Here is a 22,760-nt window from a genome sequence, read left to right as displayed (position 1 = left end):
GAAACTCCTTGATTTCTCTACAGATAGCGTTGTGCTAGTCGTCTACGGTGTGCTGCCGGCGAGCCGAACAGCGAACGGTTGAGCGCGGCGCGCTTCAGGTACACGTGGATTCCGCTCTCCCACGTGTATCCGATGCCGCCGTGCAGTTGCATGGCCTTGCCGGCGATGTCGACGGCCGCCGCGCAGGCGTGCGCCTTGGCCATCGAGGCGGCTACGCCTGCGTCGGACCGGTTCTCGGCGATGGATTGCACGGCGGCGCCGACGAGTTGCCGGGACACCGCGACGGCGACCAGCATGTCGGCGCAGGCGTGCTTGACGGCCTGGAATGACCCGATGGCTCTGCCGAATTGGTGGCGCACCTTGGTGTAGCCGACGGTCGCGTCGAGCATGGCCTCGCTCAGACCGAGGCTGTCGCAGGCGATCGCGACGGCGGCGCGGTCGTGTAGCCGCTGCACTGCGGCATGGGGATCCCCGGCGAACGGCAGCAGATCGATGAGCTGTGCGTCCGGCGGCACCGCGGCCAGGCTGCGTGTCTCGTCGACCACTGGCCGCGGCGCGGCCGGTACGTCGGTCACGCCGACACCGCGGTCGGTCACCATCAGGATCCGGTCGGCGCCCTCGGCGTCGGGCACGAAGTCGTACGGGCCGAGCGCGACGGCCACCCTGGTGTCGCCATTGGCAATATCAATGAGCAGGCTGTCTCGGATATCGCTGGGCTGCAACGTGTTCAGGGTGCCGACGGCCAGCACCGCGCTACCGAGGTAGCTGGTTGCGCTCGCGGCACGGCCGATCTCCGCGCAGACGACGGCGGTTTCGGCGAACGATGCGCCGCCGCCACCGAACTGCTCGGGCACCTCGAGCCCGACCCAGCCCGCGTCCACCAATGTCGACCATGGCACGCGGCGGTCCTTGGCGAGCAGATCGCCCGCCACGGAGCGCAGTTCGTCGTGGAACTCGGCGAATTCGGAGGTCATCAGGCTCCAGCCGATTCTCGCGGTAACACAAGGTCCCGCTCGGGCATCGGTTCCCGGGGCAGGCCGAGGCCTCGCTCGCCGATGATCGTGCGCTGGATCTCGCTCGCACCGCCGGGGATGGTCCACTCCCAGGACCCGACGAAGTCGAGCACCCAGGCGCCTGACTCCCAACCGCTCGACATCGGCTTGGCCAATTCCGTGTGGGCGGCCAATCCGCCGATCTCCGCGCCGAAGTCGGTCATGCGTTGCAGCAGTTCGCTGTAGAACAGTTTGACGATCGACGCGTCCGCTGGTCCTGGTTCGCCGCGCTCTGGGTTTTCGGCGGACTCGACCAGCTTTCGGCACAGCCCGCGCAGGCCGGTGATCTCGATCTCGAACTGCGCGAGCCGGTCGGCCACCACGGGGTCGTCGACCGGCGCACTTTGCGCCAGCCATCGGAATCCCGCATTGCCGAGTCGCTCAGCGAGTTCGAGCATCGTCATGCCGCGTTCAGCGCCGAGCGTGGCCTGGGCGACCTGCCAGCCGGCGTTCTCCTCGCCGACCAGGTTGGCGGCCGGAATCGAGACGTCGTTGAGGAAGATCTCGCAGAAGTGCGAGTCGCCGACCGCGTTGCGGATGGGCCGAACCTCCACCCCCGGCGTGGTCATGTCGAGCAGGAAGTACGAGATGCCTTTGCGCTTGGGCGCATTCGGATCGGTGCGGGCCAGCAGCAGGCACCAATCGGCATGTTTGCCGCCACTGGCCCAGAGCTTCTGCCCGTTGATGACGTAGCAGTCGCCCTCCTTTCGGGCCGTGGTGCGCAGGCTCGCCAGGTCGGAGCCGGCCTCGGGTTCGGAGAAGCCCTGCACCCAGATCTCGCCGTCGAGGATCGCGGGAAGGTGCCGGCGCCGTTGCTCCTCGGTACCCGCGACCAGCAGCGTCGACGCGGCGTGATGAATGCCGACGAAAGCGAGGACCAGTCGCGGCGCGTCGTGCGCGGCCAACTCCTGATACAGCACCACCTGCTCGGCCACCGACATGCCTCCGCCCCACTCGGCCGGCCAGTGCGGCACCGCGAAGCCGGCGGCGTGCAGTTCGGCGAACCAGGCCTTCTGGAATGCGACGAACTCGTCGTCGGTCGCGCCGGTTTGGCTGGCACGCCAATCCTTGGGAACGTGGGTGACGCACCAGTCTCGCACCATCTGCCGAAACTGAGCTTGTGCAGCTGTTTTGGGCAGATTCTCGTGCATTTCTTCAGTTTCGGCGGGAGTCATGCGCGCACCGCCTTGGCCCGCAGCAGGTCCATGGCGCGTGCGACGGCGAGGCCGTCGTCGAAGGACGGGCCGATCTGAGTGCCGGTGCGCAACGCCTCGCCGACGCCGGCCAGGTATGCCGCCAGCGCGGGTGGTGGCGACCGCCGGGGTGGCGCCGCGAACTCGGCGGTCTCCGGATCGGCACCGGACCGCCGCAACACGAGCGTGGTGTCCGCGGTCAGCTCGATGGTGCCCTCGCTGCCGATCAGCGTGACCGTCGGTGGCGATGGCACGGCGGCCGCGAAACCCGTGTCGTGGGTTGCCGTGGCGCCGTTGGTCATTGCGAACCACGCCGAGTAGCTGTCCTCGGCGGTTGCGCCCTCGATGTCGATGCGGGTGAGGCCGCCGCAGTCGGCGATCTCGCTGCCGAACAACCAGCGGGTGAAGTCGATGAGATGTGAGCCGTAGGCTCCGATCCAGCCGCCGCCGAGATCGCGGTCGTTGATCCAGCCGTGCTTGCGGCCCCGCAGCCCGCTTCCGAAAAATGACCAGTGAAGGTGCCGGGGTGCTCCGATCGCTCCGCCGTCGGCCAATTCCTTGAGCCGCGCCCAGGACTCGTTGAACCGGAACTCGAAGTTGAGGAAGTGCAGCACACCGGCCTCGCGAGCCCTCGCGTGCATCAGCGCCGCCTCGTCGGCGTTACGCCCGAACGGCTTGTCGCACAACACCGCACGGCCCTGCTCGATCGCGCCGCTGACGTGCTCGAGGTGCAGGAACGGTGGCGAATGAACGGAGACCAGATCGACGCCGGAGGCGAGCGCGGCCTTGACCGCGGCTTCGTCGCGCGGGCTGACGACCTCGACATCGAATCCGAGACCGGCGTACGCGGGCGCCGCCGCGTGCTTGCCGAAGCCGGTGCCGATCACCGCAACCTTCATGCGTACAACCCCGTCAGGCCCGCGCTGCCCGCCCTGCGGGTCAGCTCGTCACGGGTGGCGGACAGGCCGAGCGGCAGCCGGCGCAACGGCTGGCTGTACCGCGACAGCCATGACAGCGTGGTCTCGTCACAGAAGCCGACCGCTCCGTGCAACTGGTGGCACACCCGGAACACGACTTCGGCGGCTTCGAGCGCCGACATCCGGAGGGCCAGAGCGTCGTTGAGCGCCTCTGGCCGTGCGGTACCGACGCTCCACAGCGCGTACTTGGCGAGGATGTCCAGGCCGCTGCGCTCGACGTCGGCATCGGTCAGCTGGAACTGCACACCTTGGAACGACGAGAGCGGCTGGCCGAACTGCTTGCGCAGGGTGACGTGTGCGATGGTCAATTCGATCGCCCTGTCGAGCATGCCGAGCAGCGTCCAACACGGCAACACCAGTGCAAGCGCGACGTCGGCGGCACCGTCGTCATCGATGTGGACGGTCTGTACTTCGGCGACGAAGCCTGCGCCAGTGGGGCCTAGCCCGGTCACGGCGCTGCGTACGCCGTCGAGAGTCACTGCGGTCCAGCGGCTTTCGAGACCCGCTATGGCTGCCGATGGTCGCCTGCCCGCCACGACGATCAGCCCGTCGGTGTCGAGATCGGTGGGGGCGGCCAAGCGCTCGGCGACCGGATAGGGCAGCGCCCAGTAGCCCGCACTGCGACACAACGCGGCGGCGGCTTCGAGGCCGTCGGCGTCGCTGCGCGCATCGAGTTCCCACGCACCGAGCCCGTTGAGGATCGCACCGACCAGCGAGTCACGCTCCCCCGGTTTGGCCTCGGCCTGCTGCACCAGCTGGTCGCCGCCGGCCGCCTCGAATGCCCGAAGCACCTCGTGCCCGAACTCTTTGGCGGCGTCGGACAGGTCGAGCATCATTTCGTTCATCTCGACGCCGCCAACAACGCGCGGGACAGCAGGATCCGCTGCATCTCGATGCTGCCCGACGAGACGGTCGAGGCCTGCGAGTACTTCCAGTGGTCCTCGACCTCGCCGAGGAACCACTTGGCGTGCGAATCGTCGTGCGACACTTCGGCCGCGATGTCCGTCAGCACTTCCGCGCTGTCCTGGTCCAGCTTGGTGACCGCAATTCGGTAGGCGGCGGCATCGCCCGGCTGGATGCGTCCGCTGCTCTGCAGCGAGACCACACGATAGGCCATCAACCGGGCGCGACGGCAGTGCGTCAGCATCCGGATCCACCGGCCGCGCAACTCGGCGGGCAGGTCGCTCCAGCGGTCGCCGAGCACGGTGGGCGCCGCGGCGAGCAGCCGTTCGCAGCGCGCGTATCGCGCGATGCCGACCCGTTCGAAGGCCATCACGTCCTGCACGATCGACCAGCCGGCATCGACGGTTCCGAGCACGTCAGCTTCCGTGACGCGCAGGTCGTCGAAGAACACCTCGTTGAGGTGATGCGGGCCCATCATGCAGCGGATCGGCCGGACCTGGATCGCCGGATCGTCCATCGGCACAAGGAAAATGGTCAGTCCCTGTTGCTTCTTTTGCGTTGCGCCTTCTCCCACCCGAGAGGTGCGCGCCAGCAGAAAGCACCACTGCGCCATCGTCGCGTACGACGTCCAGATCTTCTGCCCGCTGACCAGCCAACCGTCGCCATCGCGCCGGGCGCTGGTGCGCAGCGACGCCAGGTCGGAGCCCGCCTCGGGTTCGGAGAACCCCTGACACCAGATCACCTCACCGCGTGCGATCGGCGGAAGATGCTTGCGCTGCTGCTCTTCGGTGCCGTGGCGCATGATGATCGGGCCGACCCAGTTGACGCCCATGTATTGCGCGCCCCGCGGTTCGTGGTGCGCCCACATCTCCTCGCGCACCACGGTCTGCTCCCACACTGACGCGCCACCGCCGCCGAACTCCCTGGGCCAGGACAGGCACAGCAGTTCGCGTTCTGCGAGCATGCGGCAGAACCGTTGGGCGATCTCCAGATCGGCGGGGTCATCGGTGAACGCACCCAGATAATGCTCGGGGACATGCTCTTTCACCAGCCGGCGCAGTTCACGTCGCAACTCGGCGGCCTTGGGACCCATCTCGAAGTCCATGGCCTAGACCGATTCCACTGGTGCGTTGAGCCCGAGTTCGTCGAGCACGGCCTCGGTGTCGGCGCCCAAAGCCGGGGCGGGTCCGGCGACCCTGCCCGGCGTGCGGGAGAACCAGGTCGGCACGCCGGGGAACCGCACGGGACCCTGCGGAGTGTCGACGGTCTCGAACAGCCCCACCGCGTTGAGGTGGACGTTGTCGAACAGCGCGTCGGGCGTGTTCAGCGGCGCCGCGGGTATCTCGAGTTCACGGAACAGCGCCAGCCACTCGGCCGTCGTGCGTTCTTTCATCGTCTCGGCCAGTAGCCCGTAGACCACATCGATGTTGTGGGCCCGTCGTTCGAGCGTGGCGTAGGTGTCGTTGTTCCACGCGGGCTGCACCGCGTCGACGAACGCTCTCCAGTGTTTGTCGTTGTAGATCAGCGCGGCGATGTAGCCGTCGCTGGTGCGGTAGGGCCTGCGGTTGGGCGCCACCGTGCGGGGGTACACCGCGGGCCCGAGCGGGGGGTCGAACATGGCGCCGTTGGCATGCTCGACCAGCATGAAGGATGCCATCGTCTCGAACATGGCGACCTCGACCTCCTGCCCCTCTCCGGTGCGCTCGCGATGGAACAGCGCCATCGTCGTCGCATACAGGGCGGTCAGTCCGGCCACCTTATCGGCCATGATCGTGCCGACGAAGTCGGCCTCACCCGTCAATTGCCGCTGCACGGCGGGCAATCCGGCTTCGGCCTGGATGGTGTCGTCATAGGCGGGCCGATCTCGATCGGGTCCGCGGCGGCCGTAGCCGTAGCAGTTCGTGTAGACGATCGCCGGATTGATCGACGCGACCTCGTCATAGCCGAAGCCCAGCTTGGCGATCGCCTTGGCGCGCATCGAGTGGATGAACACGTCGGCCTGTTCGATCAGCGCGCGCATCGCGGCCTTGCCGCTCTCGGTCTGCAAGTCCAGCACCACGCTGCGCTTGCCGCGGTTGACGTTGACGAACACCCCGCTCATCCCGGGTGCGGGCCCCACCGAGATGAAGCGGGTGTTGTCCCCCTGCGGCGGTTCGACTTTGATCACGTCTGCGCCCATGTCGGCCATGATCTGCGTGCAGTACGGGCCCATCACCATCGCGGTGAGGTCCACGACGCGCACGCCGGCCAGCGGTCCGCTAGGCATGGATCGCTCCCCGCTGGGCCATCGCGAAGCTGTACCCGATGTGCTCGTTGTGCCCGTCGGGCACGACGGGGAACACCACGGGCTCAGACATGTCGCGGATGGCGGCGATGTGTTCGCCGACGTCCTCGATCGTCCACGACGGCCGATACACGCCCGGGCTTTCCACGACCGCAGCGCGCGCGATGCGGCCCGCCAGCGCGATCAGCATTTCTCCAGTGATCGAACAGGTTTCGTGCGCCAGCCAGCCCACCGCGGGGGCCACCAGGTCGGCACCCATCGGCGGATACGCCGAGGTGTCGATGCCCTCGGCCATCCTGGTGACCGCGGCGGGCACGATCACGTTGCTCCTGACGCCGTGCGCTGCGCCTTCCATGGCCGCGACGTTGGACAGCCCGAGCACGCCCGCCTTGGCGACCGCATAGTTCGCGACCTCGTGGTTGCCGTACAGGCCGCCGATCGAGGATGTCAGTACGATGCGGCCGTAGCCGGCGTCGCACATCGCCGGGAATGCGGCGCGCACGACGTGGAACGCCCCGCGCAGATGGACGTCGAGCACGGCTTCGAAGTCGTCGTAGCTCATCTCCGCCAGCGGGGCGCGACGGACGATGCCGGCGTTGTGGACCAGGATGTCGATGCGCCCGTAATGCTCGATGGCGGTGTCGATGATCGCCTTGCCACCCGCGGGAGTGGCCACCGAGTCGGTGCTGACGACGGCTTCCCCACCGGCAGCGGTGATCTCGGCGACAACGTCCGTGGCGGGGGTGGCATCGGAGCCGTCGCCGACGAGGCTCGCACCCGGATCGTTGACAACGACCTTGGCGCCCCGCGCCGCCAACAGCATGGCGTACTCGCGGCCCAGTCCCCTGCCGCCGCCCGTCACGACCGCAACGCGGCCGTCGAACCGAAGGTCACTCATTCGCCGACTGCACGCTTCTTGTACGGGAATCGCGAGAATATGTGCAACGACCGTGCACTCGGCGCGAGCGAGGGGTCACGTGCCCAACTCCAGGCCATCGAGATCACCCTTGTCGCGCCACTCCTTGAGCAAGTCGCCGAACGCGTAGAAACCGGGGCCGTAGGGCTCGCCGAGATGCGAACGGATGCCTTCGCCCCCGCCGCCGCCTTCGTTGTTGTAGTAGCCGGGCGTGCAGGACGCGTCGAAAGCCGAGTTGTCGACAGCGGATTCGCGGATGGTCTTGCACCAGTCGTCCTGCGCTTCGGGCGTCGGCTCCACGACCGTCGCTCCGCGCTTGAGCGCCTCGGCGATGATGTAAGCGATGTGCTCGCCCTGCAGTTCGTAATTGGCCGCGATGTTGGCCGAGATGCCGACCTGGGTGAAGCCGGTGAAGAACTGGTTGGGAAAGCCGCGGCTCGTCATGCCGTGCAGCGTCTTGTAGCCGTCGCGCCAGTAGTCATACAGCGACGCCCCCTCGCGTCCTTCGATCGCATCGATCGAGTAGCGCCTGCTGATCTCGGTGGTGATCTCGAAGCCGCTGGCGTAGATGATGCAGTCGACCTCGTACTCCTGACCGTTGGCGATCAGGCCCTTCTCGGTGATCCGTTCGACGCCCTTGGAATCGGAGACATCGACCAGCGTGACGTTGGGCCGGTTGAAGGTCGGCAGGTAGTCGTCGTTGGACAGCGGCCGCTTGCACAGGAACCGGTAGTAGGGCTTCAGCGACTCGGCAGTGTCGTCATCGTCGACGATCTCGGCGATCCGGCGGCGCAGCCGCTCCATGATCTTGTAGTCCTCTTCCTCACGGATCGCCATGAACTGTTCCGGCGTCAACGAGGCCGGGTCTTCGAGCGACAGGACGCGCGCGGCGGTGTTGCGGCCGAGCTCGGTCCAGAAGTCGCACACCAGGTCCGGCTGGCCGAGCGCCATCCCCTCGAACGTCCACGAGTGGAAGTTTCGCTGCCGCTCCTTCTGCCAGCCGGGCTGCAGCGTCTTGACCCACTCGGGGTCGGTCGGCGCGTTGTTGCGTGCATCGACCGTCGATGGCGTGCGCTGGAACACGTACAGGTGCTGGGCATCTCGGGCCAGGAACGGCACCACCTGAATGCTGGTGGCGCCGGTGCCGATGATCGCGACGCGTTTGTCGGCGAGCTTGTCCATGCCCCCGGTGAAGTCGCCGCCGGTGTAGTCGTAATCCCAGCGCGACGAGTGGAAGCTGTGCCCCTTGAAGTCCTTCATGCCCGGAATGCCCGGCAGCTTGGGGCGGTGGAACGGTCCCGACGCCAGCACGACGAACCGGGCCCGGATGTCGTCGCCGCGGTTGGTGGCGATACGCCAGCGCTTGACGTCCTCGTCCCAGCGCATGTCGCGCACCTGGGTGGAGAAGATCGCCGAGTCGTAGAGGCCGAAGTGCTTGCCGATGCGCCGGCAGTGCTCGTAGATCTCGGGGCCGTCGGCGAACTTCTTGCTCGGGATGTAGTCGAGCTCTTCCAGAAGCGGGATATAGCAGTAGGACTCGTTGTCGCACTGGATTCCTGGATAGCGGTTCCAGTACCAGACACCACCGAAGTCGCCGCCCAGCTCGATGATGCGGACGTCCTCGACACCGGCCTTCTTCAGATGCGCCGCCGACAGCAGCCCGCCGAAGCCGCCGCCGAGCACCGCGACATCGATGTCCTCGGTGATCGGATCACGCGGCGCGACGGGGGTGTAGGGATCCACCTCGTAGTAGCCGGCGAAGTCGTCGGACAACTCGACGTACTGCTTGGAGCCCTCGGGCCGAAGCCTTTTGGCCCGCTCTTGGGCGTACTTTTCCCGCAGCGCGTCGATGTCGATGTCGTCAGGCGTCTGCGTGGGGCCGCAGGTGTCGAACATTGTCATTGTCTAGAGCTCTCTCGGTTCGCCGGTGCCCATGTACTTGGACAGTTGGTAGTGAAGGTTCACGGTGCTGCGCTCACGGTAGGGGTTGGGTCTGGTGCCGGGGAAGCCGAGCGATTTCATGCCCTGTTGCACCGCGGCCATGTTCGAGAAGTCCTGGGGTAGCACCGATAGCCAGTTGGGGCTCTCCTTCGGGGTGTACTGCCACTCCGTCTGGGGCTCTTTGCCTTTCGGGTACAGCTCGTAGGTGGCGACCTCGAAGATGCACTTGTTCGGGTCGTAGCTCGGGTGCGGCCGGGCGCTGTAGCACAGCGCGCTGGTCAACCCCTGGCCGACCTGGAAGTTCGGGAAGATCTGCCACGCGGTACCGCTCTGGCCGAGGATGTCGGGCGGAATGGTGGGCCAGATGACGCCGCGGGCCTCGTCGTCGCGCCGCGCGGAGGCCAGCCAGTGCTGCAGCACCTCGTCGGCGGGCGTGCCCTCGGGCAGTTCGTCGACCAGTCGCTTCGCCGCGTTCACCAGTGTCTGGGTGGTGGTGGCGTTGGTCTCTTCCATTGTGTAGACCTGCATCTCGGCGGTGGAGATACGCGGGTCGCCGGTCCCGAGCCGGATCTTGGACTTGGTCTCGTCCAGGCCCTTGGGCGCGTCGTAGCCGATGTTGCTGTGCTTGCCCTGCGCCTTGGCCCAACCCTTGAACTCGCCGAACTTGTTGAACTCCGGATGCGTGGTGAAGACGTGGTAGGTCTCGTTGAAGGCCTCCATCGCGACTTTCCAGTTGCAGTCGAAATACAGCCACTTGCGCCACTTGTAGCGCATGTTCTCCAGGCCGAACGGGTCGAGGATCTTCGCGGCCGGGAAGAGGAAGTCCGCCAACGGCTCACAGTCGGGGTCCATGTTGATGAACAGCCAACCGCCCCAGGTGTCGACCTGGACGGGGACGAGATGGGTGTTGTCCGGCGTCAGCGCGCCCTTCCAGTCGTCCTGCTCACGAATGTGGGTGCACGCCCCGTCGAGACCGTATGTCCAGCCGTGGAATCCGCATACGAACGACTTGCGCGCCCGTCCGACAGCGTTCTTCGCGCCGTCAGGTGTGTCGACCAGGCGGCGGCCGCGGTGCATGCACACGTTGTGATGTGCCGCGAATTCATTGGCGCCCGTTCGTACGATGATGATCGAGTCGTCGAGGATGTCGTAGGTGAGGTAGCTGCCGACCTCGGGAATTTCCTCGACACGGCCGACCTGCTGCCACACCTTGCGCCACAGCTTGTCGCGCTCGGCGCGGGCGTAGTCCTCCGAGACGTAGGCGTCCACGCTGATGGTCATGGGTTCCGAAAGCTCTTCTGGCACTCCGACTTGCGCGTCGGTCGCGCGGGCATCTGTATGGGTCACGGTGAACTCCTTAGAACCGGCTGATCTCTGCGCGGAAGTTCTCGTCCTTGAGGAACAGCGAGGTGTTGTCGGCGCCGAGATGCGTCCATTTCAGGTTCAGACCGCCGTCGACGAGCAGCGTCTGACCGGTGATGTAGCTGGACAGATCGGACAGCAGGAACAGGATCGCGCCCGCCTGTTCCTCGGGCCGGCCGCGTCTGCCCATCGCGATCGCCCGGCGGTCGCGATCGGGGTCCGTGTCGACGTAGGTGGCCGACGCGGCGGTTTCGGTCACACCGGGCGCGACGGCGTTGATGCGGATGTTGTCGGACGCGAGCTCGGCGGCCATGGAGCGGGTCATGGCGACGATCGCAGCTTTGGCCGTTCCGTAGGCGATGTGGAATGGCGCGGTGTTCATCCCGCTGATCGAAGAAACCGAGACGATGGACCCCTTCAGGCCAAGGCTGCGCAGTTCCCGACTCACCGCCTGGCTCATGAAGAACGAGGTCTCGAGGTTCGCCGCGAACAGCGCGCGCCAGTCATCACGGGTCACGCGCGTCGAGGGCATCCAGGTCGCCGGCGCTGCCCCGCCCGCGATGTTCACCAACCCGTAGAGGTCGCCGTCGGTGTGACGGACGTGGTCGATCACGGTCGCGATGCCGTCGTCGGTGGACGCGTCGGCGGCCACGGGCACGACCGGCAAACCCTGCGCGGCCAGCGGCGCGACGTGTTCGTCGAGGTTCTCCTTCGACCGGCTCACGGCGACGACCGTGGCACCGGCCTCGGCCGCCATCCGAGTCACGGTGGTGCCGATGCCGCCGCCGCCCGCGCCCGAGACCACGACGATGCGCCCGTCCAGGCTCAGAAGGTCGCCCATGCTATTTGTCCGGACAATAAATGGTGCTCTCCATGTTGCAGAACACTATTCCCCAGCGTGAATCGGCTAGTCAAGGGTCGCCGAGCAGTTTGTCTTGCCTATTGTCTGGACTAGGCGAGCTTGCTAGCGTGCGAGGTCATGACACCATCCGCGACGAGCTCACAGCAGGACACCCGTTACTCGCCGGGCGCAGTTCCGGCCGCTGCCGCGGGCTGGCGGATCGATCGCGTGACCGCTCCCAGCCGGCTGTTCGGCGCGAACGGGCTGCGCACGGGTCCCGACGGGCGCGTCTACATCGCCCAGGTGACGGGCAGCCAGATCAGCGCACTCGACCTCGGCACCGGCGCGGTAGACACGGTCAGCGCCAAGGGCGGTGACATCGTCGCGCCGGACGACGTCGCGTTCGACTCCGACGGCAACCTGTATGCGACCGAGGTGATGGACGGGCGGGTCAGCGTCCGCGACACCGGCGGCCGCACCCGGGTGCTGCGTGACGACCTGCCGTGCGCCAACGGCATCACCGTGCATCAGGACCGGTTGTTCATCAACGAGTGCCGCGAAGGCGGTCGGCTGATGGAACTCGACCGCAGCAGCGGCGCCGAACGCATCCTGCTGGAGAACCTGCCGTCGCCGAACGCGATGGAGGTGGGTCCCGACGGGTTGCTGTACTACCCGTTGATGACGGCCAACGAGATCTGGCGCATCGATCCTGCGGGCGGTGAGCGGCAGCGGGTCGCCGCCGACCTCGGTGTCCCCGACGCGCTGAAGTTCGACTCCCAGGGCCGGATCGTCTCCACGCAGGTCGCCAGCGGTCAGGTGCTGCGCATCGATCCGCGCAACGGCGAGAAAACCGTCCTCGCACAGCTCAACCCGGGACTCGACAACCTCACCTTCGTCGGCGATCGGCTCTTCGCCTCGAACTTCACCGGTGAGATCACCGAAGTCCTCGGCGGCGGCGAAACCCGCACACTGCTTGCCGGCGGTCTGAACTGGCCGCTGGACCTCGCGGTGAGCGACGGCAACCTCTACGTCGCCGACGGCACCTACTTCTACCGCGTCGACGCCGACGGGTCACTGCAGACGGTCGGAATGCTGTTCTCCCCCGGCTATCCCGGCTTCCTCCGCGGGCTGGCTCCCGCCGGGGCGGGAGTCTTCGTCGTCGCCACGTCGGGCGGCCAGATTGCGCGGTACCGCCCCGCCGACGGCGAAACCGATTACCTGGCAGATGGTTTCGATCAGCTCTACGGTGTGGCCCTCGGGGCCGACGACACCATCGTGTTCGCCGAACTCGGCACCGGCCGTGTGCACGCGCTGCGTGCGGGCAACACCGAAGTGTTGGCCTCGGGATTGAAGGACCCGGTTGGTGTCGCGTTCGACCCGGCGGGCCGTCCGCTGGCCGCGGAGTCGGGCGCAGGTCGCGTGGTATCGGTTTCCGGCGCCGTCGAGACTGTGGTGGACGGGTTGCAGCGGCCGCAGGGCATCGCGGTCGCCGACGGCGTGCTCTACATCGTCGACGCCGGCGCCAAGGAGGTTGTCGCGGTCGACTTGAACACCCACGTGCGCACGACGATCGCCTCGGATCTGCCGGTGGGTCCGCCGCCGGGTGTGGAGCCCAAGCCGCTCAAGGGAATGCCGCCGTTCTCGGGACCGCAGGGGCCGTTCGCGGGTATCACCGTCGGAGGTGACGGCACACTGTACGTGTCGGCCGACGGCGAGGGCAGCGTGCTCGCGCTGCGACGGACATGACCGCCCCCACTGACCATCGCTATCTGCAGGTCGCACGCACGTTGCGCAAGGAGATCGTCGACGGCATCTACCCGGTGGGCTCGCAGTTGCCCACTGAACAGCAGTTATGCGAGCGGTTCGCGGTCAGCCGGTACACCATCCGCGAAGCGCTGCGGCGATTGCGCGAGGACAACCTCGTCGCGTCGCGGCCGCGGGCGGGAACGCTGGTGGTCCCCCGCCCGGCGTCCAATTCCTATGCCCAAGATGTGGTTTCGATCAATGACCTGCTGGCGTTCGCGGCGGGTGCGCAGCTCACGATCGAGTCCAACGCGATGGTCACCATCGACGACGAACTGGCCGCCCGCACCGGCCTGCAGGCCGGTTCGCAATGGCTCGCGGTGCGGGGGTGCCGGCAGGCCGAGGGCAGCGACGCACCGGTCTGCACGACGGAGTACTACATCAACCGCGCGTTCGCCGCGGTCGGGCGCCTGCTGCAACGGCATTCCGGCCCGATCTTCCCGCTGATCGAGGATTTGTTCGGGGTCAGCATCGTCGAAGTGCACCAGGAGATGGCGGCGGTGACGGTCACGCCGCAACTGGCCGACGCGCTCAAGGTCGACGCGGGCAGTGCCGCGCTGGAGATGCGCAGGACGTACAAGACCTCGGACGGCGAGGTCGCGCAGGTCACCCTCAACACTCACCCGTCGTCGCGGTACCGCCACTCGATGACGATGCGCCGGGTCAAGGGGTAGGCGGCAACCGTGAGGGTCGACGAGCACCGCACCGCCGATGCGTACCGGCGCGGGCTGTGGGTGCACGACACGCTGGCCGACTCGTTGCGCGACGCCGCCGCGTCGACGCCCGACCGGATCGTGTTGGTGGACGGCGACATCCGGCTCACCTGCAGGCAACTTCACGACCGGGCCGCCGCGTTGGCGCAGACGCTGATGTCGCGGATGCCCGCGGGCAGCGTGGTGTCATTCATGTTGCCGAACTGGCACGAAGCGGCCGTCATCTATCTCGGTGCCACGCTGGCCGGGATGGTGGTCAACCCGATCCTGCCCTCGCTGCGCGACCGGGAACTGTCGTTCATCCTGAGCGACGCCGACTCCCGGGCGATCTTCGTGCCGTCGACGTTCAACAAACACGACTATGTCGCGATGCTCGACCGGGTCACCGCCGCGATTGCCGCACCGCCGGAGGTGATCGTCGTGCGCGGCGATGCGGGCCGTCACACCTCGTACGGCGCCCTGTGCGGTGGCCCGGGCGCTGCCGTGCTGCCGGTGTTGAACGCCGACACGGTGCGGATGATCCTCTACACCTCCGGCACCACCGGTCGCCCGAAAGGCGTGCTGCACACCCACAACTCGCTTCATGCGCTGATCCGTCAGATCGGCGAACACTGGCACGTCGTGGATGGCGACACGTTCCTGGTGCCGTCACCGATCGCGCATATCGGCGGATCGATCTACGCGTTCGAGTGCCCGCTGCTACTGGGCAGCACCGCCGTGCTGATGGAACGCTGGGATCCGGATGCCGCGGTCGCGTTGATGCTCGCCGAGCGCGTCACCCACATGGCCGGCGCCACGCCGTTTCTCGACGGCTTGCTCTCGGCTACGCAGCGCGCCGACACCCGGTTGCCCGACCTGAGGGTGTTCATCTGCGGGGGCGCGTCGGTGCCCCCGTCGCTGATCCGCACGGCCACCGGATATTTCGAGACGGCGGCGGTGTCGCGCGTCTACGGTTCGACCGAGGTTCCGGTGACCACGGTCGGCTCGCTGGAAGACGCCGACCATGCCGCCGACACCGACGGCAGGCCGGGCATCGCGGATGTCAGGCTGGTCGACGGCGAGATCCGCGCGCGTGGCGCGCAGATGCTCGTCGGCTATCTGCACCTGGAGGACGAGACGGCCGCCTTCGACGACGAAGGCTATTTCCGCACAGGAGATCTCGGCCGCTGGGTCGACGACGGATATCTCGTCGTCACGGGCCGCGCCAAGGACATCATCATCCGCAACGGCGAGAACATCTCGCCCAAGGAGGTCGAGGACATCCTCATCGGCCATCCTGGGATCGCGGAGATCGCGATCGTCGGAGTGCCCGACGATCGCACCGGTGAGCGGGCCTGCGCCGTCGTCGTCGCAGGCGGTCAGGCGCCCCCCGATGTGGCGGCCATGCGGGCGCTTTTGGAGGACCATGGCGTCGCGCGGTTCAAAGCGCCTGAGCAGGTCGTGGTTTGGGACGCTTTGCCGAAGAACGACGCCGGGAAAGTGTTGAAGCACCAGATTCGAGCGGCACTGACATGACCGCGGACGCGAGGAGCGAAATGGTTCAGGTAGCGATCGTGACGGGCGCCAGCAGCGGTATCGGCTTCGGCTGCGCGACCAAGTTGGCCGAGGCCGGAATGGCGATCGTGGGCACCGGACGCGACGAGGATCGGCTGTCCGGACTGGAGAAGGCGATCGGCGACCGCGAACGCGTCGCCACCGTCGCGGTCGATCTCACCGCCGACGAGGCGCCGCACCGCATCGTGCAGACCGCGCTGGACCGGTGGGGCCGCATCGACTTCCTGATCAACAACGCCGGTGTCGGGAGCCCGAAACCGCTGCACGAGACCGACGACGAATCACTCGACTATTTCCTGGGTTTGATGCTGCGGGCGCCGTTCCGGATGGCACGCGAGGTGGTCGGCCACATGGAGCCCGGGTCGGCGATAATCAACATCACCTCTACCTTCTCGGTCGTGGGAGGTCTGCGGGGTGGCGCGTACTCGGCCGCCAAGGGCGGGCTGACTTCCCTGACCAGGCATATCGCGTGTCAGTATGGGCCGCAAGGCATCCGGTGCAACGCCGTCGCACCCGGGGTGACCCTGACGCCGATGGTCGCGACGCGTCTGGAGGATTCGCGGTTCCGCAAGATCAACACCGAGATGACACCGTATCCGAGGCTGGGCGAGGTCAACGACATCGCGAGCACGGTGGCGTTCCTGTGTTCGGAGGGCGCGAGCTTCATCAACGGACAGGAGATCGTCGTGGACGGCGGCTGGACGTCGACCAAATACCTGTCGGACTTCGCCCTCAACTCGGAATGGGTGAAGAGTTGAACCTGTTCTCGCTGCTCGATCAGTCGGCGAGCCGCTTCGGCGAGCGCGGCGCGGTGTATCACGGTGAGCGGCAACTTCAGACGTGGGCGCAGCTGCGGGAGCGGTCACTGCGCGTGGCCGCCTCGCTCGGCGCACCCGGCGCCCGCATCGCCGTCGCGAGCGAGAACCGGCCGCAGATCATCGAGCTGATGTTCGGGGTGTGGGCGGCCGAATGCGTCTACGTGCCCGTGAACTACAAACTGCATCCTCGCGAGATGGTGCAGATCTTGGACGATTCCGGCGCGACGCAGGTGTTCGCGTCACCGAAGATCGCCTCGGTGCTCGCACCGGAAACCGGAGTGCCGATCGACGTCATCGGCACCGACAGCTATGAAAGCCGTTTTACCGCAGAGCCGTTGACGCCGCCGCGTTCCACCGACCCGGAGTTGCTGGCGTGGTTGTTCTACACCAGCGGGACCACCGGTAAGTCCAAGGGCGCGATGCTGTCGCACCGCAACCTGATGGCCTTGACGGTGTCGCATCTGGCTGACTTCGACTCGCCCGACGAGAACTGCGCCCTGGTGCACGGTGCGCCGATGTCGCACGGTTCGGGACTGTACATCCCGCCGTACGTGCTGCGCGCGGCGCGCCAGGTGATACCGGAAACGGGGCTCTTCGAGCCGGATGAGTTTCTTGACCTGTGCGAACACCATCCCGGCTGCAGCGCGTTCCTGGCGCCCACCATGGTGCAACGCCTGGTGCAGACCGGGCGCGCCCGTCCACAAAACCTGCAGACGATCGTCTACGGCGGCGGCCCGATGTACGTCGAGAGCCTGAAGAAGGCGATGGCGGCGTTCGGTCCCATCTTCGTGCAGCTGTACGGCCAGGGCGAAGCGCCGATGACGATCACCGGACTGCGCCGGCGCGATCACCTCGCCGGTGACGGGTGGGCCGACGATGCGGTGCTGGGATCCGTCGGGTATGCGCGCTCCGGCGTGGACGTCGCGGTGCTGCGGGCCGACGGAACACCGGCCGCGGCCGGTGAGATCGGCGAGATCGTCTGTCGCGGTGACGTTGTCATGTCCGGCTATTGGAACAACCCGGCGGCGACGGCCACCACGCTGCAGGACGGCTGGCTGCGCACCGGCGACATGGGATCGTTCGACGACCGGGGCTTTCTTACGCTGCGTGACCGGTCGAAGGACGTCGTGATCAGCGGCGGTAGCAACATCTACCCGCGCGAGGTGGAGGAAGTGCTGCTCGAGCATCCGGGCGTCGTCGAGGCCGGCGTGGTCGGCGCGCCCGACGAGGAGTGGGGCGAGGTCGTCGTGGCGTTCATCGTCGGCGACGTGCCGGCCGACGAACTCGATGCGCACCTTCTCGAGCGGATCGCCCGGTTCAAACGCCCGAAGCGCTACGAGTTCATCGACGAACTGCCGAAGAACAGCTACGGCAAGGTGCTCAAGCGCGCGTTGCGGGAACGGCTGAGATAGACGCATGCGCGTCGTCATCGCCGCTGGGCACACGATGCGCGCCTGATTTTCGAAACGGTGCGGCGTGTCGGTTGTGGGCGGCATAATCGAACACATGTTCGACAAAGTTGATGTGGCGGGGTTGATCGCCACCATCACCGAGGCCGCCCGCGCCGAGGCCTCAGCGGCGGCGCTGCGCAGCGCGGCCATCGGCGAACTGGTGTCCCGCCAGGTCGGTGACTACGACGAGGACGAGCGGGCACGGTGGGCCTGCGATCCGTGGGATTCGGTGGCCGCGCAGATCGCCGCGGCGGTCAACATCAGCCACCGCAAAGCCAGCGGGCAGATGCGCATCGCCCAGACCCTGCGCCACCGGCTCCCCAAAGCGGCCGCCCTTTTCGAGCAGGGCCGCCTCACCGCGCGGGTGATCGGCGCCATCACCTGGCGCACCCGATTGATCACCGACGACGACGTGTGGGCGCGCATCGACACCGCGCTGGTCGGCCGCGCCACCACATGGGGTCCGTGGTCCGACGAGAAGATCACCGCCGCCGTCGACGCCCTGGTGGAGCGCTTCGACCCGGCCGCGGTGATCGCCACCCAATCCCGGCTGCGCGGGCGCGACTTCATCATCGGCGACTTCGAAGACGAGGCCGGCACCACCACCGTGCGCGGGCGGCTGACCGCCACCGACGCCGCAGTGTGGCGCGCCAAGACCGCCGCGATGGTCGCCGGCGTCTGCGACAACGACCCGCGCACCCCCGCCGAACGCCGCTCCGATGCCGCCGGAGCGTTGGCCAACGGCAACGACCACCTCGACTGCCGGTGCGGATCGCCGACGTGCCCCAGCGCCGACCAACCCCCACCCGCATCATCAGTGGTGATCCACGTGGTGGCCGACCAGGCCGCCATCGACGCCGCGACCGCCACCACCACAGAAACCACCCGCGGCTCCGACACCACCCCGGAGCCCGACAAAACCACCGATACCGGCACGGCGATTTTGTCCGGCCGCGAGGTCCTGCCCACCGCGCTGCTGGCCCACCTGCTGCGCACCGGCGCCACACTGCAGCCCCTCGCCACCCCGTGCGACGAACCCGAAACCCACTACCGCCCCTCGGCGGCGTTGGCGCGGTTCGTGCGGGCACGGGATCTGAGCTGCCGATTCCCCGGCTGCACCATGCCCGCGCAGTTCTGCGACATCGACCATGTCATCCCCTACCCCGCCGGGCCCACCCACCCGTCGAACCTGGCCTGCCTGTGCCGAAAACACCACCTGCTGAAAACCTTTTGGACCGGTGACTGGGCACTGCAACTCTCACCCGACGGCGCTGCGACATGGACCTCGCCGACCGGACACACTTACACCACCCATCCCGGTAGCCGACTGTGGTTTCCCACCTGGGGCGTCACCACCGCCGACCTGCCACCCCCGGGCAAAGCCCCACCGCCGCAAGGTGATCGAGGACTACGGATGCCCATGCGCAAACGCAGCCGAGCCGCCGAGCGCGCCGCCCGAATCAAACAAGAACGCGCACAAAACTTTCAGACGTACCACCGTTCTGATCAGCCCTGCTCGCAGAACCGCAACTGGTTGCCGAACGGATCAGTGACGTCGATGGTGCGTCCCCACGGCTCGTCTTCGAGACCCGGCCGGGCGAATGAATAGTGGCGCGCGCTGAGTTCGGCGTGAAACTGCGCTATTCCGTGCATCGGCAGGAATACCACGCTGCCCGGGGTGCCGTCGCCGTGGTGCTCGGACAAATGGATGAGTAAATCGGAGCGACTGATCTGGGCATAGCGCGGCAACCCGGGTTCGAATCGGTGCTCCCAGTCAGTAGTGAAACCAAGGAAGCCCAGATAGAACTCGTCGGCCTTGGCCTGGTCGAAGACCCTCAACACCGGGATCGCGCGTTCGAACCGCACAGCTCAGGCGGCCGGAGCGAAGACGCTGCGGAAGCGCTCGAGCGACTCGCGGATATCGCCCTTCAGCGCGGCCGCGACCACCATGCCGATCGGGCCGAACAGCGCGGGCCCCCCGAGGTGGACGTCGAATGTGACCGTGGAACCATCGCCGGACGGCTTGACCTTGCCCAGCAGCTTGACCTTTACCCCGCCCACACCATCACCGTTGAGCGTCATGGCTTCGGGCGGCCGGTAGTGGACGATCGTCCACTTGATCCGGTTGGGCATGCCCTTGACCTCGACGATGGACTCCAGCGTGGTGCCCTTCTCCAGGGTCTCGGGCAGCTTGCTGCGCCACACCCGGTGGATGCTGAGCCACTCCTTATAGCGCGCGAGGTCGGATGCGCACGCCCATGCCTGCTCCGGCGGCAATGGGACGTCGACGGAGACGGAAAGTTTGGCCATCGGCTACGGGGTGGGCGGAGCCGCCGGCGGTTGCTGCGGCGGCTGCGGCGGCTGCTGTTGGTGCTGCTGCGGTGCGCCCTGCGCAGGCGGATTGTCCTTGTTGACGTAGTTGCGGGCCGCGTCCTGCGCCTTGTCGACGTGCTGGGCGTATTTGCCCTGCGTCTTCTTGTCGACCATGTCACCGGCTTTTTCGATCGCGGTGTCCACCTTGTCGGCGTTCTTGGACAGCAGATTCTTCACCTTGTCGAGGAATGCCATGAGCCTCACCCTACTCCGAACGCCACAGCCGCCGACGCTCTCCCAGCACCGCTCCCTGCGCCCACCAGATCGCCTCGATAGCGGCGGCAGCCACCACGCCGATGCCCAGCGCGATCGATGTCGTCTTGACGTTCGAGATGTCCAGCATGAACACCTCTTGCGCCTTCGGGATCGAGAAGATCACCACGTAGGCCAGACCCGACACCGCGACCAGCGACACGCGCCACCACTGGTACGGCCGCGCCACCACGGCGAGCACCCAGATCGCTGCGACCAGCAGCGTGATCAGCGCCGCGGTCGACGCCTGCGTCTGCTCCACCGGCGTGGCCTCGCGCCCCTGGTACGCGACCAAGTAAGAGGTGAACGTCGCGACTCCGACCACCAGCCCCGACGGCAGCGCCGCCGTCATCACCCGGCGCACGAACCCCGGATGCGCGCGCTCGTTGTTCGGCGCCAGCGACAGGATGAACGCCGGGATGCCGATCGTGAACCACGCCGCGATCGTGACGTGAATCGGCTGGAACGGAAACAGCAGCGGGTCGGTGCCGAAGAATCTGGAGGCCAGACCGGCTATACCCACCAGGACGGCCAGCAGCGCCGAGTACACCGTCTTGGTGAGGAACAGGTTCGAGACGCGTTCGATATTGCCGATCACCCGCCGGCCCTCCCCGACCACGTACGGCAGGGTGGCGAACTTGTTGTCCAGCAACACGATTTGCGCGACCGCGCGCGAAGCCGAGCTGCCCGAGCCCATCGCGACGCCGATGTCGGCGTCCTTCAGGGCGAGCACGTCGTTGACGCCGTCGCCGGTCATCGCGACAGTGTGTCCGTGTGATTGCAGGGCATGCACCATGGCCCGCTTCTGGTCGGGCCGGACCCGACCGAACGTGGTGTACTCCTCCACGGTGTCCGCCAGGGCGTCGGGTGCATCGGGCAGCTGACGGGCGTCCATCGTCTCGCCGTGCAAGCCGAGCGACCCCGCCACCGCCCCGACCGAGACGGCGTTGTCGCCGGAGATGACTTTGATCGAGACCTTCTGCGAGGCAAAGTAATCCAGCGTGTCGTGCGCATCGGGACGGATGCGCTGCTCCAGTACCACCAGCGCGGCCGGCGTGACCCGGCCGGGTGCATCCGGGTGGTCGACCGGAAGGTCGCTGGCGCCCAGCAGCAGCATACGCAGACCTGCGGCGCCGATCTGTTCGGCCTGTTCGGCGACCGGCGACCCGGGCGCGAGCAGCACGTCGGGGGCGCCGATCACCCAGTTGCCGTGTTCGCCGTACGAGGCGCCGCTCCACTTGGTGGCCGACTTGAACGGTGCGACGGCGGTCGCGGTCCAGCCCGGCGGCATTCTGTACGCCTCGCCGATGGCCTGCATGCTCGCGTTCGGCCGCGGGTCGTCGGCGGCGAGTTGGGCCAGGACGTCGCCCACCGAAGACTCGTCGAGCCGTTGCAGATCCGCGACCCGCATACCGTTCTCGGTCAGCGTGCCGGTCTTGTCGGCGCAGACCACGTCGACGCGGGCCAGGCCTTCTATCGCGGGCAGTTCGTTGACCAGACACTGCCTGCGGCCCAGCCGGATCACGCCCACGGCGAACGCGAGCGACGTCATCAGCACCAGCCCCTCGGGGACCATCGGCACCAGCGCGCCCACCATCCGCAGCACCGACTCGCGCCAATCCGCATCGGTGGTGAACAACTGGGTGTAGATGATCAGGAGCCCGGCCGGAATCAGCAGGTAGGTGATGAACTGCAGGATCTTGTTGATGCCGCTGCGCAGTTCGGAGTTCACCAGGGTGAACTTGCTGGCCTCTTCGGCGAGCTTGGCCGCGTACGCTTCCCGGCCGACCTTGGTGGCGCGGTAGGCACCGCTTCCGGCGACGACGAAACTGCCCGACATCACCGTATCGCCGGGATCTTTCGCGATCGGGTCGGCTTCCCCGGTCAGCAGTGACTCGTCGACCTCGAGGTTGGCCTCCTCGACGATCTCGCCGTCGACGACGATCTGATCGCCGGGACCGAGTTCGATGATGTCGTCGAGCACCACCTCAGCGGGTGACACCGCCTTGGTGCCGGACTGCCTGCGCACCAACGGCTTTGCCTGCCCGACGATCGCAAGCTTGTCCAGGGTCTGCTTGGCCCGCACCTCCTGGATGATGCCGATCGCGCTGTTGGCGATGATCAGTAACCCGAACGCGCCGTTGATCACCGATCCGGTCGACAGCACGATGAGCAACAGGACGCCGAGGATCGCGTTGATGCGGGTGAACACGTTGGCCCGCACGATGTCGGAAACGCTGCGCGCGGCCCGCGTCGGCACGTCGTTGGTCCTGCCGTCGGCGACGCGTTGGGCGACTTCAGAATCGGTCAGCCCGGCGGCCTGCATC

20 protein-coding genes are annotated in these 22,760 nt (G+C 67.2%); 6 read left to right on the top strand and 14 right to left on the bottom strand.

Annotated elements, in window-relative coordinates; all coding sequences use genetic code 11:
- Positions 1-17: 17 nt before the first annotated feature.
- From AU187_RS14000 to AU187_RS13955, 10 genes are all read right to left on the bottom strand, one after another.
- Entirely contained in the window at positions 18-974 is a 957-nt protein-coding gene (locus AU187_RS14000; RefSeq protein WP_059098171.1) for an acyl-CoA dehydrogenase family protein, read from the bottom strand.
- Positions 974-2,203, bottom strand: coding sequence for an acyl-CoA dehydrogenase family protein (locus AU187_RS13995; protein ID WP_059098172.1), 1,230 nt, complete (start codon positions 2,201-2,203; stop codon positions 974-976). Before AU187_RS13995 ends, AU187_RS14000 begins: the two co-directional genes overlap by 1 nt.
- A gap of 20 nt (positions 2,204-2,223) precedes the next feature.
- Positions 2,224-3,144, bottom strand: coding sequence for a Gfo/Idh/MocA family protein (locus AU187_RS13990; RefSeq protein WP_059098173.1), 921 nt, complete (start codon positions 3,142-3,144; stop codon positions 2,224-2,226).
- The gene (locus AU187_RS13985) at positions 3,141-4,058 is read right to left on the bottom strand and encodes an acyl-CoA dehydrogenase family protein (RefSeq protein ID WP_059098442.1); all 918 of its coding nucleotides are present in this window, start codon (positions 4,056-4,058) and stop codon (positions 3,141-3,143) included. Before AU187_RS13985 ends, AU187_RS13990 begins: the two co-directional genes overlap by 4 nt.
- Positions 4,059-4,063: 5 nt before the next feature.
- The gene (locus AU187_RS13980; RefSeq protein WP_059098174.1) at positions 4,064-5,230 is read right to left on the bottom strand and encodes an acyl-CoA dehydrogenase family protein; all 1,167 of its coding nucleotides are present in this window, start codon (positions 5,228-5,230) and stop codon (positions 4,064-4,066) included.
- A gap of 3 nt (positions 5,231-5,233) precedes the next feature.
- Entirely contained in the window at positions 5,234-6,391 is a 1,158-nt protein-coding gene (locus AU187_RS13975) for a CaiB/BaiF CoA transferase family protein (protein WP_059098175.1), read from the bottom strand.
- Positions 6,384-7,307 carry an SDR family NAD(P)-dependent oxidoreductase gene (locus AU187_RS13970; RefSeq protein ID WP_059098176.1) on the bottom strand — a complete coding sequence of 308 codons (924 nt, stop codon included), beginning with the start codon at positions 7,305-7,307 and terminating at the stop codon, positions 6,384-6,386. Before AU187_RS13970 ends, AU187_RS13975 begins: the two co-directional genes overlap by 8 nt.
- Positions 7,308-7,382: 75 nt before the next feature.
- Complete coding sequence (locus AU187_RS13965) at positions 7,383-9,227, bottom strand: flavin-containing monooxygenase (protein WP_059098177.1); 1,845 nt, start codon at positions 9,225-9,227, stop codon at positions 7,383-7,385.
- Between the two features lie 3 nt (positions 9,228-9,230).
- Positions 9,231-10,547, bottom strand: coding sequence for an aromatic ring-hydroxylating oxygenase subunit alpha (locus tag AU187_RS13960; RefSeq protein WP_156425510.1), 1,317 nt, complete (start codon positions 10,545-10,547; stop codon positions 9,231-9,233).
- Positions 10,548-10,623: 76 nt separating this feature from the next.
- Entirely contained in the window at positions 10,624-11,469 is an 846-nt protein-coding gene (locus AU187_RS13955; RefSeq protein ID WP_059098179.1) for an SDR family NAD(P)-dependent oxidoreductase, read from the bottom strand.
- Between the two features lie 138 nt (positions 11,470-11,607).
- Here AU187_RS13955 and AU187_RS13950 point away from each other — a divergent pair, with 138 nt between their 5' ends.
- The 6 genes from AU187_RS13950 (at position 11,608) to AU187_RS13925 (ending at position 19,417) form a co-directional block, all read left to right on the top strand.
- Positions 11,608-13,215, top strand: coding sequence for a Vgb family protein (locus tag AU187_RS13950; protein WP_059098180.1), 1,608 nt, complete (start codon positions 11,608-11,610; stop codon positions 13,213-13,215).
- The gene (locus AU187_RS13945; RefSeq protein ID WP_059098181.1) at positions 13,212-13,946 is read left to right on the top strand and encodes a GntR family transcriptional regulator; all 735 of its coding nucleotides are present in this window, start codon (positions 13,212-13,214) and stop codon (positions 13,944-13,946) included. The genes AU187_RS13950 and AU187_RS13945 overlap by 4 nt, the downstream gene beginning before the upstream one ends.
- Positions 13,947-13,955: 9 nt before the next feature.
- Positions 13,956-15,500, top strand: coding sequence for an AMP-binding protein (locus tag AU187_RS13940; RefSeq protein WP_059098182.1), 1,545 nt, complete (start codon positions 13,956-13,958; stop codon positions 15,498-15,500).
- 20 nt (positions 15,501-15,520) lie between these two features.
- A complete protein-coding gene (locus tag AU187_RS13935) occupies positions 15,521-16,297 on the top strand; it encodes an SDR family NAD(P)-dependent oxidoreductase (protein WP_059098443.1) in 777 nt (258 codons plus the stop codon).
- Entirely contained in the window at positions 16,294-17,769 is a 1,476-nt protein-coding gene (locus AU187_RS13930; RefSeq protein WP_059098444.1) for an acyl-CoA synthetase, read from the top strand. The genes AU187_RS13935 and AU187_RS13930 overlap by 4 nt, the downstream gene beginning before the upstream one ends.
- A 94-nt stretch (positions 17,770-17,863) precedes the next feature.
- Positions 17,864-19,417 (top strand): HNH endonuclease signature motif containing protein, encoded by a 1,554-nt coding sequence (locus AU187_RS13925; RefSeq protein ID WP_286131914.1) that lies wholly within the window; start codon positions 17,864-17,866, stop codon positions 19,415-19,417.
- Here AU187_RS13925 and AU187_RS13920 read toward each other — a convergent pair.
- The 4 genes from AU187_RS13920 to AU187_RS13905 are packed head-to-tail and all read right to left on the bottom strand — an operon-like array spanning position 19,315 to position 22,759.
- Entirely contained in the window at positions 19,315-19,650 is a 336-nt protein-coding gene (locus AU187_RS13920) for a glyoxalase superfamily protein (protein ID WP_353612199.1), read from the bottom strand. The two genes, AU187_RS13925 and AU187_RS13920, sit on opposite strands and share 103 nt — an antisense overlap.
- Before the next feature lie 27 nt (positions 19,651-19,677).
- On the bottom strand, positions 19,678-20,118 hold the full coding sequence (locus AU187_RS13915; RefSeq protein WP_059098184.1) for a type II toxin-antitoxin system Rv0910 family toxin: 441 nt from the start codon (positions 20,116-20,118) through the stop codon (positions 19,678-19,680).
- A 3-nt stretch (positions 20,119-20,121) separates the two neighbouring features.
- Positions 20,122-20,376, bottom strand: a complete 255-nt coding sequence (locus AU187_RS13910; RefSeq protein ID WP_059098445.1) for an antitoxin — start codon at positions 20,374-20,376, stop codon at positions 20,122-20,124.
- A gap of 10 nt (positions 20,377-20,386) precedes the next feature.
- Positions 20,387-22,759 (bottom strand): cation-translocating P-type ATPase, encoded by a 2,373-nt coding sequence (locus tag AU187_RS13905; protein WP_172800273.1) that lies wholly within the window; start codon positions 22,757-22,759, stop codon positions 20,387-20,389.
- Between the last annotated feature and the right edge of the window lies 1 nt (position 22,760).

The sequence above is a fragment of the Mycobacterium sp. IS-1556 genome (assembly GCF_001499985.1).
In the GTDB taxonomy this organism is placed as follows: domain Bacteria; phylum Actinomycetota; class Actinomycetes; order Mycobacteriales; family Mycobacteriaceae; genus Mycobacterium.
The sequence above is the reverse complement of the archived record's forward strand: the minus strand, read 5'-3'. Positions and strand labels throughout refer to the sequence as shown.

Excerpts from the sequence above, each read along its gene's own strand:
- AU187_RS14000 (WP_059098171.1), bottom strand. The coding sequence starts at position 974 with ATGACCTCCGAATTCGCCGAGTTCCACGACGAACTGCGCTCCGTGGCG.
- AU187_RS13995 (WP_059098172.1), bottom strand. The coding sequence starts at position 2,203 with ATGCACGAGAATCTGCCCAAAACAGCTGCACAAGCTCAGTTTCGGCAG.
- AU187_RS13990 (WP_059098173.1), bottom strand. The coding sequence starts at position 3,144 with ATGAAGGTTGCGGTGATCGGCACCGGCTTCGGCAAGCACGCGGCGGCG.
- AU187_RS13985 (WP_059098442.1), bottom strand. The coding sequence starts at position 4,058 with ATGATGCTCGACCTGTCCGACGCCGCCAAAGAGTTCGGGCACGAGGTG.
- AU187_RS13980 (WP_059098174.1), bottom strand. The coding sequence starts at position 5,230 with ATGGACTTCGAGATGGGTCCCAAGGCCGCCGAGTTGCGACGTGAACTG.
- AU187_RS13975 (WP_059098175.1), bottom strand. The coding sequence starts at position 6,391 with ATGCCTAGCGGACCGCTGGCCGGCGTGCGCGTCGTGGACCTCACCGCG.
- AU187_RS13970 (WP_059098176.1), bottom strand. The coding sequence starts at position 7,307 with ATGAGTGACCTTCGGTTCGACGGCCGCGTTGCGGTCGTGACGGGCGGC.
- AU187_RS13965 (WP_059098177.1), bottom strand. The coding sequence starts at position 9,227 with ATGACAATGTTCGACACCTGCGGCCCCACGCAGACGCCTGACGACATC.
- AU187_RS13960 (WP_156425510.1), bottom strand. The coding sequence starts at position 10,547 with ATGACCATCAGCGTGGACGCCTACGTCTCGGAGGACTACGCCCGCGCC.
- AU187_RS13955 (WP_059098179.1), bottom strand. The coding sequence starts at position 11,469 with ATGGGCGACCTTCTGAGCCTGGACGGGCGCATCGTCGTGGTCTCGGGC.
- AU187_RS13950 (WP_059098180.1), top strand. The coding sequence starts at position 11,608 with ATGACACCATCCGCGACGAGCTCACAGCAGGACACCCGTTACTCGCCG.
- AU187_RS13945 (WP_059098181.1), top strand. The coding sequence starts at position 13,212 with ATGACCGCCCCCACTGACCATCGCTATCTGCAGGTCGCACGCACGTTG.
- AU187_RS13935 (WP_059098443.1), top strand. The coding sequence starts at position 15,521 with ATGGTTCAGGTAGCGATCGTGACGGGCGCCAGCAGCGGTATCGGCTTC.
- AU187_RS13925 (WP_286131914.1), top strand. The coding sequence starts at position 17,864 with ATGTTCGACAAAGTTGATGTGGCGGGGTTGATCGCCACCATCACCGAG.
- AU187_RS13915 (WP_059098184.1), bottom strand. The coding sequence starts at position 20,118 with ATGGCCAAACTTTCCGTCTCCGTCGACGTCCCATTGCCGCCGGAGCAG.
- AU187_RS13910 (WP_059098445.1), bottom strand. The coding sequence starts at position 20,376 with ATGGCATTCCTCGACAAGGTGAAGAATCTGCTGTCCAAGAACGCCGAC.
- AU187_RS13905 (WP_172800273.1), bottom strand. The coding sequence starts at position 22,759 with ATGCAGGCCGCCGGGCTGACCGATTCTGAAGTCGCCCAACGCGTCGCC.